A 17703-nucleotide genomic window follows, 5' to 3' on the forward strand; every position below is an offset into this window, starting at 1 on the left:
CCCCAGAACAGTAAAACCAAGGCCTCAACGGTATGCCAAAAATAAAAATGCCGTTCACCTTAAGTGAACGGCATTACCGCATTAAGCGGGTTTTTTGATGTACCGAGGTTTACTTGAATTACAAACGGTAACTCACGCTTAGCATGATTAAATGTGCATTATAGTCATGGCTGTTATTACCAAAGCTCAACACATTCCAAATGCCATCTACTGCGATGTCATTGGCTGCATCGTTGTCTTTATAGTTTTCCATCTTATAGTCTAAGCGCAGATCCATTTTCTCTGTTGCTTTGTATAAGGCGTAAACATTGACGTTATGCACTTTAGCGTAGTAATCACCATAGTCACCGGTAATACCCTGAGTCACTTGAGTGTTACTGTTTGAGTCTGAGTATGTGTAATCAACACCTAGACGCAGCTTTTGCTCCATCAAGTTGTTGTAGCTAAAGCCTGCACCGATAATGTCGAATTGATCTTCAACCGTACCATACCAGTTTGGTGCACCTAGGTTAGTGCTACCTGCTTGATCTGAATCTATGTTCTGACGGTTATAGAAAGCCGTTACAGTCATATCATCATTGATTAGATAACTGACACTAGCGTCATAACTCATATCTTTCGATTCAGTCAGACCGATTTGAGTTTCGTTATAATCATCAAGTGCGTAACGTGCACCAAAGTCTAGCGTTAAGCTATCAGTTGGATTATGGGTAACACGTGCTTCGATTTGAGTACGGTTTCTATCGGCAAGGTTGTACTTGCGCAGTAGGTCGTTTGACTCATCAGATGTCAACTCAGACGCTTGATACTTAGAACCATCACGTTGACCGTAGCTACCTTTAATCCACATGTTCCAGTTGGCAAAAGCACTGAGCTGGTATTTAGCCCAAAGTGTACTTTCATCAGTGGTTTCACGATCTGAATAGCTACGCTCATCCTTACGGTAGTCAAAGCCACCTTCAAGCTTGTGGCCGCGAGCAAGACGGTAGTCTGCACCCAGCTTAGCTTTATGAGTGGTGATGTCGTATGGCGTATTGTAAGCCGCTTGACCCGTAGTAGAATCGATGCTGATCTGCGTCCACTCTTCAACATTGGTCTTGTTATCACGGTCGCTATAATCATAACTTGCGTTTAAACGTAGCTGACGATTAATACGAGAAACCACTTTTAGGGTGGCGCCGCGCGTGTCGACTCGACCGTCAAGTGATTCACTTGGCAATTGATAACCATAACCCGATGTATTGAAGTCTTGATCTTGAGTCATCTGGCCTAAGTAAAAACGGCCATTCATCACTGTTCGGCCAGCAACATATTGACCAAGAACAGATACCGTATGGGCTTCGTTATCAGGATCGAGTGACATGTAGCCAGTAGTTTGCGCGCCAAAGGTTGGGCTAAACGCATTCTCAAACGACAGTTCACTATACTCATTCTTGAAGATAGAGCCGTTATAATTAACCGAAGTAAACCAGTTGTCTCCAGAGAAGCGTACGCCAGCTTCAACAGTATCTGTTGTGTAATCAACAGGCTCTGCAAGCATCATTGACTGGTTGTAAAAGCTACCAGATGCTTGTTTAAGACCAGTTTTGTCTTCACGTTGATAATTAACGTAGGTGCTCCATAATGATTCACCTTGCTCATTTGAAAACGTATAGTCAAAGCCTAAGCCAGCACGTTCACGCTTAAGTGAAAGCTCAAGTGGGTTTAAGCTTGAAGACAAGCTGGTCATGTCTTGTGTGCTACCGGCATGAACCCAATCGCCAGGAAGCGTTAGATCATCACCGCCAATACCTTGATAAGGGCTCATCGCCTCATCGGTTTTGTAAGTTTTGATTTGACGGTAATTTAGGTTCAAGTTGTATTGACCCTGCTTACCGACATTAATCTCGGCACGACCATTTTCCATGCCTAAATTGTCAGCTTCGATAGTGGCTTGGTAGCCATTTTCGCCAGTGTATTTCACATCGGCGTCAACTTTACCGACAAAGCCGCCTTCAGTTGCAAAGGCATTCGCGGAGCGAATATCATCGCTGTCGCTATAACCCGCGCCTACGCCAACAGTACCTACAGTGCCTTTTTCGACTTTACAGTTTTTACACACCCACTTGTCGAATTTTACTTTTTCGGTGTTCGCATTTTGAATGCCATAACCATCAGCTGCGATAGCTGCACCAGACATAAACATACCGGCGTTGGTAAGCAAAGCGAGCGTGACTAAATTTAATTTGAATTTCATCTTCTCGTCTCCGTTAGCGCTGGAATAGTTGGCCAGATGGATGGTTAGAACCATGGATCTGGTTATGACAGTTCAAACAACTACGTCCACCAGTCATTGCGTTACCGCCAACAGTTGAACCTTGTTCAGTGTTGCCAAATAGCGCTTGACCGCTATGTGCCGATGAGTGGCACTGTTGACAAAGCTGTGGAGCACGAGTCTTTAGCATGCCTTCGTTAACGCTGCCGTGTGGGTTGTGGCATGTCACGCAGTCTTCAGTAACGGGTGCATGCTCCCACAGTTTTGGGCCGCGTTTCTCTGCATGGCATGAATAACAGGTTTCGTTAACATTAGGCTTAACTAAATCTGAATCACTCATGGTGCCGTGTGGGTTATGACAATCGCTACACACCATTTGCGCCCACTTCATTGGATGGCTTGAACGCTTGTTCATGTCCGCTTTTTGCTGAGTATGACAGCTAGTACACACTTCCATTTCAGTGTTCTTAGAAAGAACAGGGTCTTTGGCTGTATGTACCGAGTGACAAGAAGCACAAGCAACGTCTGCATTGTCGTGGTGTCCACCATTCCAATCCATACGCTTGTCGTCTTTATGACAGCTCATACAAACACTGTTTTGCTTCTCAGCGCTCAGTGTTGAATCAGGACCAAAAGCGATCATTGGCTCGTTACCGCCGCGGTTATGTTTACCCATTGGGCCGTGACACGCTTCACATTGAAGGCCAGCCATAGGGCTCTTGCTTGAATCAACTGAGCCGTGAACACCCTTAAATAGGTCCATCACTTTTTCAGATTTTTTGTGGCACATAAGGCAAGAGTCAGCACCTTTTGGTGAGTACTTACCTTCAGCAAATTTCTGATCCAGTGTGGCTTCAACTTCATCTGGCGTCATCTTAGCATCCCACTTTGACGCAGTCGCCGTCTGAGCAAAACCAAGTGACAGTACAGCCGTCGCCATCAAGGCTGGCAGTAGGGTTTTTAATTTTTTAGTGATCTTCATAATAGCTTCCTAAACTTGCACAATTTTGAAGAGAAAGTGGGGGAGAGGCCTCCCCCTTTTTTCAAAACTCTTGGACTCAAGCGTTAACTAAGTCGTTAACAACGAGAGTCATTGAGTGTTGCGCAAATTACATCTTTACCGCAGTGTGATCGCCTGGAGTAGGCGCGTGGCAGAAGAAACAGGTTTCTAGCTGAGCTGCATCGCTAATTTGTTGTTTTGTCATTTCAGAGTTATTAACAATCGCGCCTTGGCCTTCTGCGTGGGCTTTGAAGCTGTCCATGTTGTAGCTATGACAAGACACACAGGTTGCTGCAATAGGTGTGCTGTATGCACCACTAGATGTTTCGATAGCACCTTTCTTCTTGAATGCGTCACGATTGAAGTCGCTATGGCATTGATCACAGTTCATGCCTGCGATAACTGCGTAGTCACCTTGGCTATGTGTCTTATGCAGTCTCATCTCTAGTGCTAATGAGTTTCCAGAATAACCGACTCCGTCAGGAGTATGACAAGTTGCACAAGCGTCAACACCAACAACCATTTCACCGTCAGCATTTTCACGGCCAAGCTGTTCTGTCATCACAAAACCAGCATGGTACTTTTCGTGAAGTTCCCATTCGGTGCCATGACAGCTTTCACACGCTTTAAAGTTAACTGAATCGGTATGGCGTACGCTTGGCGCTTGACCAGATAAAGTACCGTGAGCCATAGCGGCCTTCATACTAGTATGTGATACACCTTCTTCACACTTAACTGCTGTCTCACCATCATTACATAGAGATAGACCGATTAAACTGAACGCGGTGTCAGTATCTGTTTTTGCATCACCGTAAGGTAGAGCTTTGATTACCGTTACGAACTTACCATCAATAATTTCAACTTTTGGAGCAACAGATAACTCACCATCTTTAACTAAGTTAATAAGAACTTTATGCTCATCATTAATAGGGTTATTGTTGTAACCCATGATTGGGTAGTTAGGACCAACGTTAGTGATAGCTTCTAGCTGCTTAATTTTGCCAACAAAAGTAGCTGCGTCAATCGCACTTCCTGCAGCATCAGTAATGGTCACACTTAGCGTAGTGTCGCTGTCGGTGTTCGTTTTAACCGCAGTTAAACTCGCTTCCATTCCATACTGCTCGATGAAGGCTTTCTTTTGAGCAAAACCTTCGGTGTGGAGCTCTTCTGTCCAACTGGCGTTATGACAAGCGATACAGTTTGAGTTGTCAGCTTGCTGAGAGTGACCTTGACCCGCTTTAAAGTCGATATCGCTGTGACAGCTAGTACAGGTTTCCATGGTTGGAACGCTTGACCAGTTGCCCCATTCTGTTAGTTCTGTATTGCCTTCTTCTGGCGCAACGTGACAAGTTGTACACTTGTCTTGAAGTAGAGAGTGAGCGGTCTTCGCATCTTGAGTGAATTCGCCAGTCTCTTTGTCAACCTTATAACCTTGTGCTGAATTATGGACATTGTGAACAAGGTAGCTAAAGAGTAGTTCTGGTCTTTGTTTGTCATCCGCCAATTCTTGAGTATGACAGTTGGCGCACGTTTCTGAATCCGTATATGAATGCCATGATAGCCCGGTGTAAAGTGGTGCACCGTCAGCATGACAAGTGTTACAGGTTTCGGTAGCAACGATATCTTTAGTGTAAGTTGCTGCATAACCCGCACCAGAGAAATCTTGCGATAGCTCGGTGCGTGGCACGGCTGTTACGCCATCTTGTAATGTAGAAGCTTTGGCTACGATGTTATAACGCTGAGTCAGCTCTGAGTTATAGCCTTCAACAGGAATTGTGAAACTGTAGTTACCATTTTTTTGGTCAACAAATTCTTTTTGGCTGCCGATAGGTTGCCACTGTGCACTGCTCCCCATAATTTGGGGGACAAGTTGCACTGCTTTGTACACTTCAAGATCTTTAAGACCAACAACAGGTAGGTCTTCTTCGTTTGTCGCAAACACATTGATGGTCGGAACACCATCAGCATAAGTGACATCGGTCACTTTTAGATTAAGTACATTGATTACATCGGCAGCGGGGCCACCTGGGTTGCCAGGATTACCGTCGTTACCGTCGTCGCCACCACAGCCTGTTAGGGCCATAGAGACAGCACCAGCTGCTAGAAGCAGCGCTATTTTAGATTTGTTAGTATTCATCATTTTTTCCCTGCATAGGTTTGGCACTGTCTTAAACGTGTGGCTCAATTTAGTGAGGCCGACTGTAATTTTTTAATTTCCGTTTTAAGTCAATGCTGGAAATAAGATTCCCCAAGGAAAGGCTAACGTAATGCAGGGCTAAAATCTGCATAACAGGTGCCAAGATGTGACCTAGATCTGTCTATTTCTAAAGAGGTATGCAGGGGAGAGGCTAGAGAGGTTAAAAGTTGAAATTATTAAGCTTATGTTAGTGATAAATGTAATAAAGTGTTTAATGGGTGTTGATAATTGTTCCCATTAAAAAGGGAGGCTATGCCTCCCTTTTGTTTGCTGAGAGGTAGAGCCTCTCAGCAAAGGTTTACTATAGTACTTTATTAATTACCACTGTGGAAAAGTCCAGTTACTGTGGGCTTCAATGATTTTTTCATTGGTATGACAGGTAGCGCAGCTTTCTCCACCTTGAGCCAAAGCTTCTGCGTCGTATTCAGAGGCAGGGACACCGATTGCAAACTTTGCGTCATAACCTTCGCCAAATTGAGTTACTGCTATTACAGCACCAAACGACTTCATGTGTGCAATAGCTGAATCATCAAGAGCATAAGGCTTAGTATGGCAACTAACACAGGCAGCAGCTTGCGGTGAAACAACTGTTTGCTCATTTGTATCTGATAATCTTTCACCATCGGTAGTACCGAAAGCGACGGGCGCAGTTGCTTTGTTCGCGACTTCTTTCAGACTGAATCCTGTCTCACCGTGACAAGCTTGACAGTCAGTTTTCTTGAAGAAGCCTTCCTCATAATGTGTACTTTCGCTTAGGTAGTGCTTACCGTGAACGATATAAGCTAAGTTTGACGAGCCTGTACCTCTATCACGAGTTCCATTATGACAGCTTGCACAACCATCAATATCATTAGTATAACGGTGAGTAATAGCAGTAGTATGACAATCCTGACAAGCACTCATTTCTACGTGTTGAACGCGAGGTGTTTCTGTTGTCAACGGCTTACCTTCTTGGTCGAAGTAGAAGGTATCTGACACTAAGTAAGGAGCTTTTTGTGGATGACTTGGATCTATCTGAATTGAATCACCCACTGGTTCACCACCGAACCAAGCAATATCACCGAGGACTGCAGTGCCATTAGATTCAACAACTTGACATTCAGCACGCACACCTTGAGGGTTGAAGCAAACATGCAGCTGGCTTGATAGTGCAATTTTAGTTTCTTCAACCAGCACTTTGTCTAAATCAAAATCGCTCGCTGGAATAGTGACTTCAATTTGTCCACTTTCAAGTTGCACTGCATATTGCTTTTGAGTACCGAACCCTGGTGCAGCCACGCCAACTTTGTTGTAGTTTATTAGGAAGTCATCGCCTTTTACGCCGTTGATAACGACGGCACTATTTTTGCCTCCGTATTTATAATCTCGGGGGTCAATTTGTGATAAAGGCACTAGCTCATCGCCATCTTTAACAGACATCAAGACAACAACGTTAGACTTGTCATCAGCAACAGTAACTTTGTCGAAAGTGACTTTATATGCAGTTGAAAGGTTGTTAGCATTTTCTGAATAGTGACCGCGCTCTGCACCACGATAGCCTTTGGTTTCTGCACTGTGACAGCTTACACAGTTTTTCTTGTCTTCAGCTATTTGACTATTATCATCTAAATGCCATTCAGGTACTGAGTATGCATTGTGGCAGCTTAAACAAGTAGCTGCATCTAAATCAGCTTTCCATTCATGAACTTGTGCCAGTTTGTCGTCTGGCTGGTGACATGTCAGGCAATTTGAAGATGACTGTGGATAAATTCCTGTTGGATCATAAACTGAATGGCTATGAATATTGTGAGCCAACGCTTTAATAGAACCATCTACTATTTTAGAAGGATCAGCTTTGCTTGGATAACTGTTGTAATCTGTGTGGCAGAAAGTACAAGACTCAAGAGTAATGTGCTTGTCGCCATGCATTTTCAATTCACCAGCATGACCTGGGCGATGACAAGACTGACATGTAGTATCAGCAATCATTGCTTTTGGCTTGTCTTGCTTGGTGTCAGAACTTGGCTGCCAATAGAAGAAGCTATTATCAACGAGTGTTGAACCAGCATCGTTAGCTGATTTAACACCTAAATAAAGACCTGTAATAGCTTTAGCGTCGTAGGCATATTTACCTAACGTATCAATCGCTTTGTTTAATGTTAGTGTGTAGCTGCCGTCGCCATTGTCGGTTAAGCAGTCTTGACAGTCTTTACCTTGGAAATAAGATGAGCCTGTGTAGAAACCATCTTTTTTGTCTTTATTGAAGTAGCTTAGCCAGATGTTACGAGGTAGGCCTTCGATATCCGTCGTGCCAACTTCGTCTTCATTGCCCATGCGGCCAAATGAAACTGCACCGATATCGTTTTGTTGTAAACCAAATACAGCTGCGCCATTAGCATCAGCTAGATTGAAGTTTACTGTTAAGAAGCCATCTTCACTCACACTTGCTGAAGTGATATCAGCTTTAACTTGTGATACTTCACCAATAGGAGAGCCAACTGGACCTGGCTTACCATCTTCACCGTTCTTACCATCATCACCGCTACAACCTGTCATTGCTAGTGATAGCAATCCGGCTGTAAGCAATGCTTTTGAAGCAGCGCTTAGATTAAATTTTTTCATCATTTTTTGTCCCTGCAATAGTTTTATTCATCACCAATTACATTAGTTGTATGAGAATGACTCTCTTTAACCCGTAATTAATGTGTGGAATTTTATTTCCATTTCTAAGGCTAACTAAGCGGGAAGCAATTAGCAGGTGTTTTAACCCCTTTATGTGATTGAGATCTGACTATTTCTTTAGAGGTAGTCAGAAAAGAGTGTTTTTAGGACTAATTTAATTATCGTTTAAGAATTGCTCGCAAATAGAACTCCGTTTGTTGCATAAATGTTGGTTGGTTGGCGCTTAAGTTTTCACCTCTTTGCTTGGATGTTTTTTCGTTATGCTACCGATACATAGTGGCGACAATATGCTCGTGGTTGATTGCTTCTTAGACATAAAAAAAGCGAGAAGATAAACTTCTCGCTTTGCTGTGGAGTTAAGTCTGCTATCCCGTTAATCACGGGGACGCTAAAGACTATTTGTAGTTAGTTGGATGTACTTTGTCTACCCCGAAAGATTTACCTTCAGCGTGACAAGTTGCACAGCTTTCTGTGCCGTCATAAGTACCACGTGGGGCACCAAATACGCCACCGTTAGATTCTACGTGAGCACCGAAGCTTTCTTTTGTGTGGCATGAGCCACAAGCAGCTGCAATTGGAGAGTACTCAACATTTTCTCCGTCAAGCTTTGCCATAACCGCTGGTAACGTTGCGGTATCGCTCATTGCTAATTGCCCTTTATCATGGCAAGAAGCACAATCACCATAATGCTTGGTAAAGGTGATCTGTTCACTGCCTTGACGTAAGTCACGCTTGTTTGCGTGAAGCGTATGAATTAAGACTTTATAGTCAAAACCGTTGTTAAGCTCACGGCCATTATGACGTTGGGTTAATTCTGCTGTGTGGCATGAAGCGCAAGAGCCATCAGTAAATGATCCATTATTCAATACGGTCGCCTCTGGCGAATGACATGCTACACACGAGCTAGATTTTGCTGGATGATGTTTAGTAATGTCTAAGCTATTATCATGACAACCCTGACAAGCGTTATCGGAAGATACAACGCGGCGACTATCTTGAATTATACCAAATGTTGTTGAGTCAGCATTGATGGTGGTGAATACAACACCTTCATCGTCACAGGCTATCACCTCTTCACTATCTGGGTTCGTACATAAACGCGCGCCGACAAATAGGCTACCTGAGTTTTGAGTACCAAAATCAGCAGCATTTATACTGTTGATGGCATAGTCGTATGACTTGTTATCTTCAGTTTTAACAGAAACGATGCCACTTTCAATTAATGCAGACGAAGCAACATTCCACGACTTTCTATTTTTATGGCTTCTGTCATAGTTATTGAAATCAGTTTCTGTCGAGCCTGCTGCAATTACGTTTAGGTCTTTAAAGAACGACAACTCGCTAGGCGATGACTCAAGTGCAGTATCAAATGTGACGGTAAATGACAAGGTTGCGTCAGTTGCATCATCAAACGATATTGCGCTATTAGTGACTTCGAAATTAAAGTCTTGTTTAACTATTGCGCGTTCCAACTCACTTCTTAAATGGAACTTCGCCGCGCCCATAGGGTTACTGTCATCGGCATGACAAGCTGCGCAATCACGTTCAACGTATTGTGGGAACTGCTCAGAGTGGAATAGACCACGGGCTGTACCATCCCATTCAGGCGCTGCGAATTTTTCGTGACAACTTAGACAGGCTTCCTGTCTATGGAAGTGAAACTGCTCCGCTTGAGCTGGCGCGTTTTCGCCTTCGATATGACAAGATTGACACGCTTTAGCATCTGCTGGGAAGGTGACTTCACTGTAGTCGTGCGCTTTTCCGCCATAACCAATCATAAAGTATTGACCTTTGTGGATCTGGTGCAGCATAGAGCCCATATCGATAGTCGCGCCAGTTTCTGGATCACCTGAATAGGTGGTATGGCAGACGACGCAGTTCTCGATTTCAATGCGCTTACCACCATGCATTGATAGCTTAGGTGCCCATGCGTGCTCGTAGTTGTCATTGTGGCAGCGAATGCATGATTCTTGTAGATCTACCAAGTTACGGGTTTCATCCGCTTCGGCTTCGCGATCAAGAGCTGGAATGAAATCGTAATGGGTGTTAATTAAGGTTGCGTTACTGACTACATTGGTCGGCTTTAGTTCTAGCGTGATGCGGTGAGTTAACTCACTTTTAAACTCGGTATCTAAGCCTTCAATTTGCTCGTATTGGTTGAGCGCTTTAGAAAATGTGTAGCGATATTCACCGTGAGCGAGTACTTCGATGCAGGCCGTCTTACAGCTAGTTTCAATATTCGCTTGAATTTGTGGGCCTTGATGTTTATCCCATCCTTCTGGTAACGCTTGACCATCGGCGATACTACCAGGGATTTTGATGCTATTAATATAGCTAACCCACTGTGATGATTTCTCTCCTTTCATCGGCGTCGCTTCCGGCTCAGGGCTGTCAAAGCCTGGCAACGGACGGTCGCGTTTTTGCAATGCATCAAGCTTTGCGATACCAAAGCCTAAGGCGTTAATGTCATCGAATGACTCTAAGCCTGATACCGCAACGCCATTAGCCGTTAGCAGTTCAAAGTCTACGGCAACAACACCTTCAGTGATTGTTGCATGTAAGATATTGGCTTTGAGGCTAGTCGCTTGTTGGATATCGATGCCGATATTGCCATTATTACCGTCTTCGCCATCTTTGCCGTCGCTGCCACAACCGATCAGAGCAATTGCAAACGCTCCGATGCCGATGGCTGATTTTACAGCGCTTGTAAGTTTATACCGATTCATCATCATTTTTATTCCCTGCATAGGTTATATCTGCTGTGAGGTTTGTACCTCTTTAAGCATGAGGATCTTCCTCAACATGATCTTACTCAAAAGAGGTCGCTGACTTTGAGGTGAGGGGATTAAATGTGAACTGAGTCATCTGCTGAACAATAGGGTGTTAAATTATGTTAATACCCATTATTTACATATAGTTATATCGTGTCTAAGGCCAGCTTTAAACCAGTGTTAATTTTGAGCGGTTAAAGCTTAAGTTAGGCTTAAGCAATTAGGTTAATTTGTATAGGAAATTGATTTGAATCAAACATGCCGCCATGGATGAGCTTTGAGGTTTAACCAAACTTTTACATTGTAGGGGTTGAATGTTATTCAGTGAGCGTTTGATGTTTGTGTTGAGTTGAGTCTTGTTGGTGGTAATGTTAAATCAATCAGCTTGCTGTTGAACTTAATGTTTGTCGAAGCGGTGAGAGGGCTATAAAAAAGAGGCCGTAGCCTCTTTTTAGTTTTACTTTAGCGAGTGTTAATCATATCCACAATTAGTTACCATGGATCTGCATTAACTGCGCTGGATTATGACAGGTAGAACAGGCCTCTGAAGCTCGAGTTCTCACATCATCTGCGCTCATACCATCTAAAATACCACCGTTTGCAACGATATGATTTGCACCAGAGTCACTTAGGTACTTCTGGTGACAGCTTAGGCAAGCGCCCGCATCAGATGAAACCCATATATCAGCGCCAGTTGTTGTATCACCGTAGCGCCATACTCGATCGCTAGCTCGACCTAATTGAATACCATCAGAGGTGTGGCAGGTTGAGCAGTCAGTTTTCAGCACAGTACCAGATTGGACACCAGCATATTTTAGGTAATGTCCATCAGCTTCGTGTGCTTTAAATGCATAACTAGTGGCTTTCTTACCACCAGGGTAAGTGCTATCGGTTTTAGTTGTCTTGTCTGATGTATGACAGGTCTGACAGTTATACCCATTGTTGTAATGGTAATTTTCCTGGTTGTGACAGCTTTGACATTTTGCGGCGTCAATAATCGAGCGGCGCATAGCAGCCTGCATAGTGTCATCGACTCCTGTGCCGGACCACACAAATTGATAAGGCGCTTCTTTAACCGCTACCGAGCGAGTTTTGTCGGAGCACTCTGTCATAACGATTTCTGCTACACCGTAGCCACCATTATTGAAGCAGACCTCGATTGCTGACCAAAGCTGAAAGGTCTTTCCATCAGCATCTGCTGGCATATCAAATGTGCTACCCACAATCGTGAAGGTTTTCGTTGCCGCATCATAGGTGCCGTCTGATAGCTTGAATCGACGCTGGCTATATGGTGCAGTGGCATAAGCAGGGAAGTCTTTATTAGTGTCCCAGGCTACAACTACACGGGTGCCTGTTTCGATAAACTCAGAACCAATTGCAGCGCCATTGCTATCTTGAATTTGAACGTCAAATGTGAGTTTACCATTACCGTCAAGGCCGACATTACTGAACATGACTCCCATGGCTTTGGCGTCAACGTATGCCTTTAATACATCGCCGTGACGTTTTTCTGCACTACCTGTACCCGGGTAAGTGTCGGTTGAGTTATGACAAGCTACGCAATTGGTACTGCTATGGTTTTGAGATGGCTTCTCTGTATGACAACTAATACAAGCTGTGTTACTTAAGTCAGCTTTAAACAAGTCTGCATTTGCTGGTGCGCCTTCGCCTTCAACGTGGCAAGAGGCACAGTTTGCAGCAGGCTTTTGCGGGAACATAACTTTACCGTAATCGTGTACGCTACCACCGTAACCAACAATTTTGTATGGCGCTGGTACCATACCGTCGGGTGTGCTGGTTTCTCTATCTTCGCCTTTATGAATTGCGTGGATCATGTAGGTAAAGTCAACACTATTACCACTTTCTGGGTCGCCAGAGGTAGATGTATGGCAGCTAGCACAATTGGCTAGTGCAATACGTCGGCCACCGTGAAGCTCAAGACTCTCTGGCTGATGACAGGTATAACAGGTTTCAATTGTCACGACATTACGCGTTTGAATGTCTGTCGTAGCACCTGTTGAGGGTTGCCAATCGTAGTGTGCGTTTGCCGTTGCTTGGGGAAGTTTTAACTCCATTGTTGCTCTATGGGTATTATCTTCACCGTAGGTGATTGCGAGTGGTTCAGTAACGTTGGCAATATTTTGTTGAAAGGTGTAGCTGTAACTACCATCACCATTATCGACCAGACAATCTTCACAGTTCTTGGCAGCTTCAACGTTGGCTTGATATTGCGGCGATGGATTTAGGTCGCTCGTGTCAGCAGGTGGAGTGCCAGGCTCTTTCAGTGCATTAATATAAGCCTGCCATTGATAACCTCTGTCGTACTCGACCTCATCAATGGTTTCAGTTACTTTGGCAAGCTGTGCAATACCAAAGCGTAAGTCATAGTCTTTATCTAGACCCAGCACAGCTACGCCGTTAGCGTTTTCTAGGTTGAAGTTCACTGTTACGGTACCATCAGTGACAGTCGCTTCTGAAAATTGCGCCTGGACGCTAGTGGCTGAATCGATATTGACTCCAACTACACCATCTTTTCCGTCGGCTCCGTCATTACCATCGCTACAACCAAAAAGCAGCGCTGAAGCGGTGAGTGCAAGTAAACTCAGTTTTAAGTGTCGAATTTTGTTATCCATAATTATGCGTTCCATTCTTTATGTCGCTAATTGTTTTACATCACAAACTGTTTATTTAAAGAACAGGGCCTAAAACCTCAGTTCTAGGCCTCTGCGCTTACTGTATTGGGTGAACCTTTAAGACATCGAACGCAGCCCCTTGACCGTGACATGTGGCGCAGCTTTCAGTGCCCGCCATAGCGTCAGCTTCGGTACCATTAAATACACCACCTTGTTGAGTCATATGTGATTTGGCCGTTTCACTTAAATGGCAATCACTACAAATGGCAGATGTTGCACTGGTAAAGGTTCCGTTATTAAAGGCCAAAGGTTGCACGGCTGTGTTTAGAGGCAGGGCGGCTGTTAATGTGCCGGCTTCATCAGTTGTATGGCATTGAGCACAATTGCCAATATTGCCTGGGTAGTTGATGTCAGGGTAACTTTCCCTGGAGCCTGCGTGCAGAGTATGAGCAAGATGCTTATAATCGGCCGTTGATGCACCAGGATTATCAGAGCCTGCGTCAGCTTGCATATTACGGTTATGGCAAACTTGGCACTGGCCTTCAAGATCGTTGCGAGAGCCGTGATAGTTCAACTGTTGATCGCCATGACAACTGCCACATGTTTGGTTGGTGACGATGACTCTTCGACCGACCTCTGTAATGGTAGTGGCGCTAAAGAATTGATGGCTAGACTTTATCGTGGTGGTTGAGTCGGTATTATCACAACTCGCTAACATAGTTGCATCGCTACATAACTTACCTTGAAGGGCGAGTGTGCCTTTATCTGTTGCTGGATCGGCGCTTAAGGTGAGCCCAGCAATTTGGTAATGGTAAATGCCGTTGCTGCCAGAGATAGGCTGTGCGTCTTGCAGCTTTATCGATTTAGCGCTGCGAGTCGTATAATCCACACTAATGCCCCAGTTGGCATAAACACGTAGATCATTTATAAAGTTAAGCTTATCGGCACTGTCTGCATAAACCTCATTCGTTGCTGGGTTCGATAGTCTTATCGAGAAGTTAACGGCATCGCCAACGAGCTCAGCGCTGACCACTTCGGCCTTAAACTGCCCAAGCACTGCGTCAGTATTCGCTTGGCTATGTGCATTCATCGTCCAGTCTGAGTTATGACACGCAACACAGTTGCTATTATCGACCTGAGTTGGATGACCTTGACCTGCTGGAAAATCGATATTGGTATGGCAGCTACCGCAAGCTTCCATTGTCGGTACGCGAGTCCAATTCATGTTTTGGGCGAGCGACTCATCGGGAGCGTGACAGGTTTGACAGTCAGCCAGAGACACTGGAAATCCAGCTAAGTGCTTAGTGTGGACCATAGGAGCAAATACATTACTAGGATTGCTGACTCTGTCAGTGTTATGACAGGTGACACAAGCTTGTATCTCGTTATAACTTCCTTTACCCGCGGGCCCGTGGAATGACAAATCATCATGACAGGTGTTACAGCTCTGCATGACGAGAATATCTCGGGTATATGCAGGCTCACTGCCCTGATTTTGCCAGTCTAAATATTGGTTGGTGATAGGTAAACTCGTGCCATCACTCAGTGAATCCCCGCCCACTTTGATAACCATCCTTTGGGTTGCTCCGGGGATGAATGAAAAGCCGTTATCGCGATCGCTCACATAATCAAAGGTATAGCTGTATTTTCCGTTTTTATGGTCGACAAACTCTCCAAGGCATTTAGAACCAGGGCAAGATTGCGACGTGATATATTGCCATTGGCTGGCATTACCGGCATTGGTATAGCCCATTGGTAATAGCTGAGCGGCAATATACGTAGCAGAGGGAACACCCACTACCGGTTCGTCGCTTTCATTGGTGATGCGATAGTTAACCGTTGCTACACCTGAGTCGAATAGCACTTCATTTACAGTGATATCCAGGCTGTTAATTTCACTTGCAGGTGGCCCTCCTGGTTCTCCTGGGTTACCCGGGGAACCATCGTCGCCACCGCAAGCCGTTAACATGGCAATTAGCGTTAGAGGAATACTTTTAGCTAGTAGTGATTGAGTGACTCGTTTCATATTGATGTCCTTGAATTCCTTTTAATTGACATGGCTATAGTTGGTAACTGAAAGTTAGGCCAACATAGTGAGCACTATAATTGTGGCTAAGGTCGCCGAACGTTAAGACGTTGGGAATTGAATCGACCGTTAACCCCTGGTTTAGCCAATCAGAATCTTTATAGTTTTCAAATATCCAATCAAAACGTAACGCCATTTGCTCGCCAAGCTGATACTTGGCAAAGGCATTGATGTTATGTTTCTTTGCAAAATAGTCACCGTAGGGAGAAGTGAGACCTTGGGTTATCTCAGTATCACTTTGACCATCGGAGTAGGTGTAAGCGACCCCTAAATCGAGCTTCTTATCTAATAGCTGAAGGTAGTCGAGACCTGCGCCGACTAAGGTAGACTCCTCGTCTGTATTGACGTACCAATTTGGCAGGCCAAAATTGCTACTACCGGCTTGATCGCTATCACGCCAATCTTGATTGAGGAAGGCATTGATGATGATATCGTCGCTTAATAGATAATTAGCAGAGACGTCATAACCTTGAGTATTGACCTTTGTTAAGCCAACTAATGTATCGTCGTAGTCGTCACTGGTGACATTAAGGTTTGCACTCGCAGAGAGGTTGGACTCTGAGCTATAGTTCACACTCAGCTGGTACTCTTGGCGCTCTCTATCGGCTAAATAGGATTTTCTAAGGTATGGGTTACTTGGGCTACCAGTGGTAGTGACTGCTTTATAAGTACTACCTGTACGGTCACTAAAGTCAGCTTTTAACCAGGTGCTCCAAGACGGTGTAATTTGATAGCTCACTCGAGCAAACAGTCCGTTTTGTTGCAATGAGTCCCTGTCTAAATCACTATAGTCGTTATGATCATATTGATAGCCTGCATCAAGATAGATAGTCCGAGTAAAGCGATATTTTGCACCTACCTTTGCTTGTTGCTTGGTTCTATCGTACTCAGGGTTGATTGCGTTACCGGCATAATAACTGTCGGTTATGACTTGAGGGTAGGGGTTAAGTGCCGTTTTGTTGTCTCTATCGGAATAGTCGTAGCTCGCCCTGATACTTAGCCCGCGCATGACACGACCTGTGTATTTGAGCTTCATATCTGTGGTATCAACTTTGCCGTCGAGGCTGGTTGTTGGCAAGGCGGGGCTTGGTCCATTGATTGTCGCAGGCAAGAAAGCTTCGTCTTGGGTAAAACTTGCAACACCTAAATGCATCAGTATTTGATGCCCGTTGCCGCCAAGTTGCGCATTGGCGCCAATACGATAGGCTTTATTATCGGGTGAAACAGCACTTTGGCCTGCGTAGGCGGCACCAAATGTAGGCGTAAAAGCATTTTGCCAATTGAGAGCGTTATGGTCGTTTTTATATTGACTAAAGCTTGAGTCAAGGCCAACGAGCCAGCCGTTACCATTAAAGTAAATTTTTGCACCTAGCTCATCAGTGCTGTCATCGATTGGTTGTGCGAGCATTGCACTATTGGTGAGAAAGTTTCCAGAGAAAGTCCGTTTTCCTTCTCGCTTATCATGTCGGTAATTGATGTCAGCTTGATAAAATGAGCTTTTGTATTGCGCATCGACCAAAAAACGTTCTCGTTGGATTTTTAATTCAACGTCAGTGACATCCTCGAGTAAGTTAGGCATTTGTGAGGTAACTGCGCCCGCTTGCCAGTTTGCTGGCAACAATAGATCGTCACCGCTATTGGTATAGGGGCTTAGGGCATAATTTGTGTCGTATAGGGCAAAACCTCGATAACCGAATGCCAGCTTATATTGCCCTGGACGTCCAGTTTCTAAGCGAGCACTGCCAGTGTCGTAACCCAGCTTGTCAGCAACAAAAGAAGTTTGGTAGCCAGACTCGGATTTGTTAGTTAAGTCTGCTTCTAGATGAGCTACTGCACCATCTTTATCTGTACCGGTCGTATTGCCAAAGTGAATATCTGACGCATCATTATAAGCAGCACCTACGCCGACGCTGCCTTTAAAGCCAGATTCAACGTTACAGCGTTTGCACTCCCACTCAGCGGTGTTTGCTTGGTCTCTATTGACATTCTTTAAGCCATAGCCGTCTGCAAACACAGGGGAAATACTGGCACTGATGGCCAGCGCTAGTATTGATAGTTGCTGCGGCGTGTTGATATTTTTGTTTATTCCAAACATAACGGC

General features: G+C 44.6%; 8 protein-coding genes. All 8 read right to left on the reverse strand.

What is annotated here, in order from left to right; translation table 11 throughout:
- Positions 1 to 118 precede the first annotated feature (118 nt).
- The 8 genes from ACVBIK_RS16510 to ACVBIK_RS16545 all read right to left on the reverse strand — a co-directional run bounded on the left by ACVBIK_RS16510 (position 119) and on the right by ACVBIK_RS16545 (position 17697).
- Complete coding sequence (locus ACVBIK_RS16510) at positions 119 to 2236, reverse strand: MtrB/PioB family decaheme-associated outer membrane protein (RefSeq protein ID WP_447170118.1); 2118 nt, start codon at positions 2234 to 2236, stop codon at positions 119 to 121.
- Between the two features lie 13 nt (positions 2237 to 2249).
- A complete protein-coding gene (locus ACVBIK_RS16515) occupies positions 2250 to 3236 on the reverse strand; it encodes a DmsE family decaheme c-type cytochrome (protein ID WP_447163534.1) in 987 nt (328 codons plus the stop codon).
- Positions 3237 to 3363: 127 nt separating this feature from the next.
- Positions 3364 to 5394: an OmcA/MtrC family decaheme c-type cytochrome gene (locus ACVBIK_RS16520; protein WP_447170119.1), complete on the reverse strand. Its 2031-nt coding sequence runs from the start codon at positions 5392 to 5394 to the stop codon at positions 3364 to 3366.
- Positions 5395 to 5769: 375 nt separating this feature from the next.
- Positions 5770 to 8055: an OmcA/MtrC family decaheme c-type cytochrome gene (locus ACVBIK_RS16525; RefSeq protein WP_447170120.1), complete on the reverse strand. Its 2286-nt coding sequence runs from the start codon at positions 8053 to 8055 to the stop codon at positions 5770 to 5772.
- Positions 8056 to 8507: 452 nt separating this feature from the next.
- Complete coding sequence (locus tag ACVBIK_RS16530) at positions 8508 to 10844, reverse strand: OmcA/MtrC family decaheme c-type cytochrome (protein ID WP_447170121.1); 2337 nt, start codon at positions 10842 to 10844, stop codon at positions 8508 to 8510.
- Positions 10845 to 11371: 527 nt separating this feature from the next.
- Positions 11372 to 13531: an OmcA/MtrC family decaheme c-type cytochrome gene (locus ACVBIK_RS16535; protein WP_447170122.1), complete on the reverse strand. Its 2160-nt coding sequence runs from the start codon at positions 13529 to 13531 to the stop codon at positions 11372 to 11374.
- A gap of 82 nt (positions 13532 to 13613) precedes the next feature.
- Positions 13614 to 15542 carry an OmcA/MtrC family decaheme c-type cytochrome gene (locus ACVBIK_RS16540; RefSeq protein ID WP_447161582.1) on the reverse strand — a complete coding sequence of 643 codons (1929 nt, stop codon included), beginning with the start codon at positions 15540 to 15542 and terminating at the stop codon, positions 13614 to 13616.
- 34 nt (positions 15543 to 15576) lie between these two features.
- Positions 15577 to 17697, reverse strand: a complete 2121-nt coding sequence (locus ACVBIK_RS16545) for an MtrB/PioB family decaheme-associated outer membrane protein (protein WP_447170123.1) — start codon at positions 17695 to 17697, stop codon at positions 15577 to 15579.
- Positions 17698 to 17703: the final 6 nt, after the last annotated feature.

The organism is Shewanella sp. 125m-1 (assembly GCF_052977065.1).

What these genes read in the sequence shown, in the direction of transcription:
- ACVBIK_RS16540 (WP_447161582.1), bottom strand. Translation starts at nt 15,542, where the DNA reads ATGAAACGAGTCACTCAATCACTACTAGCTAAAAGTATTCCTCTAACG.
- ACVBIK_RS16535 (WP_447170122.1), bottom strand. Translation starts at nt 13,531, where the DNA reads ATGGAACGCATAATTATGGATAACAAAATTCGACACTTAAAACTGAGT.
- ACVBIK_RS16525 (WP_447170120.1), bottom strand. Translation starts at nt 8,055, where the DNA reads ATGATGAAAAAATTTAATCTAAGCGCTGCTTCAAAAGCATTGCTTACA.
- ACVBIK_RS16520 (WP_447170119.1), bottom strand. Translation starts at nt 5,394, where the DNA reads ATGATGAATACTAACAAATCTAAAATAGCGCTGCTTCTAGCAGCTGGT.
- ACVBIK_RS16545 (WP_447170123.1), bottom strand. Translation starts at nt 17,697, where the DNA reads ATGTTTGGAATAAACAAAAATATCAACACGCCGCAGCAACTATCAATA.
- ACVBIK_RS16530 (WP_447170121.1), bottom strand. Translation starts at nt 10,844, where the DNA reads ATGATGATGAATCGGTATAAACTTACAAGCGCTGTAAAATCAGCCATC.
- ACVBIK_RS16510 (WP_447170118.1), bottom strand. Translation starts at nt 2,236, where the DNA reads ATGAAATTCAAATTAAATTTAGTCACGCTCGCTTTGCTTACCAACGCC.
- ACVBIK_RS16515 (WP_447163534.1), bottom strand. Translation starts at nt 3,236, where the DNA reads ATGAAGATCACTAAAAAATTAAAAACCCTACTGCCAGCCTTGATGGCG.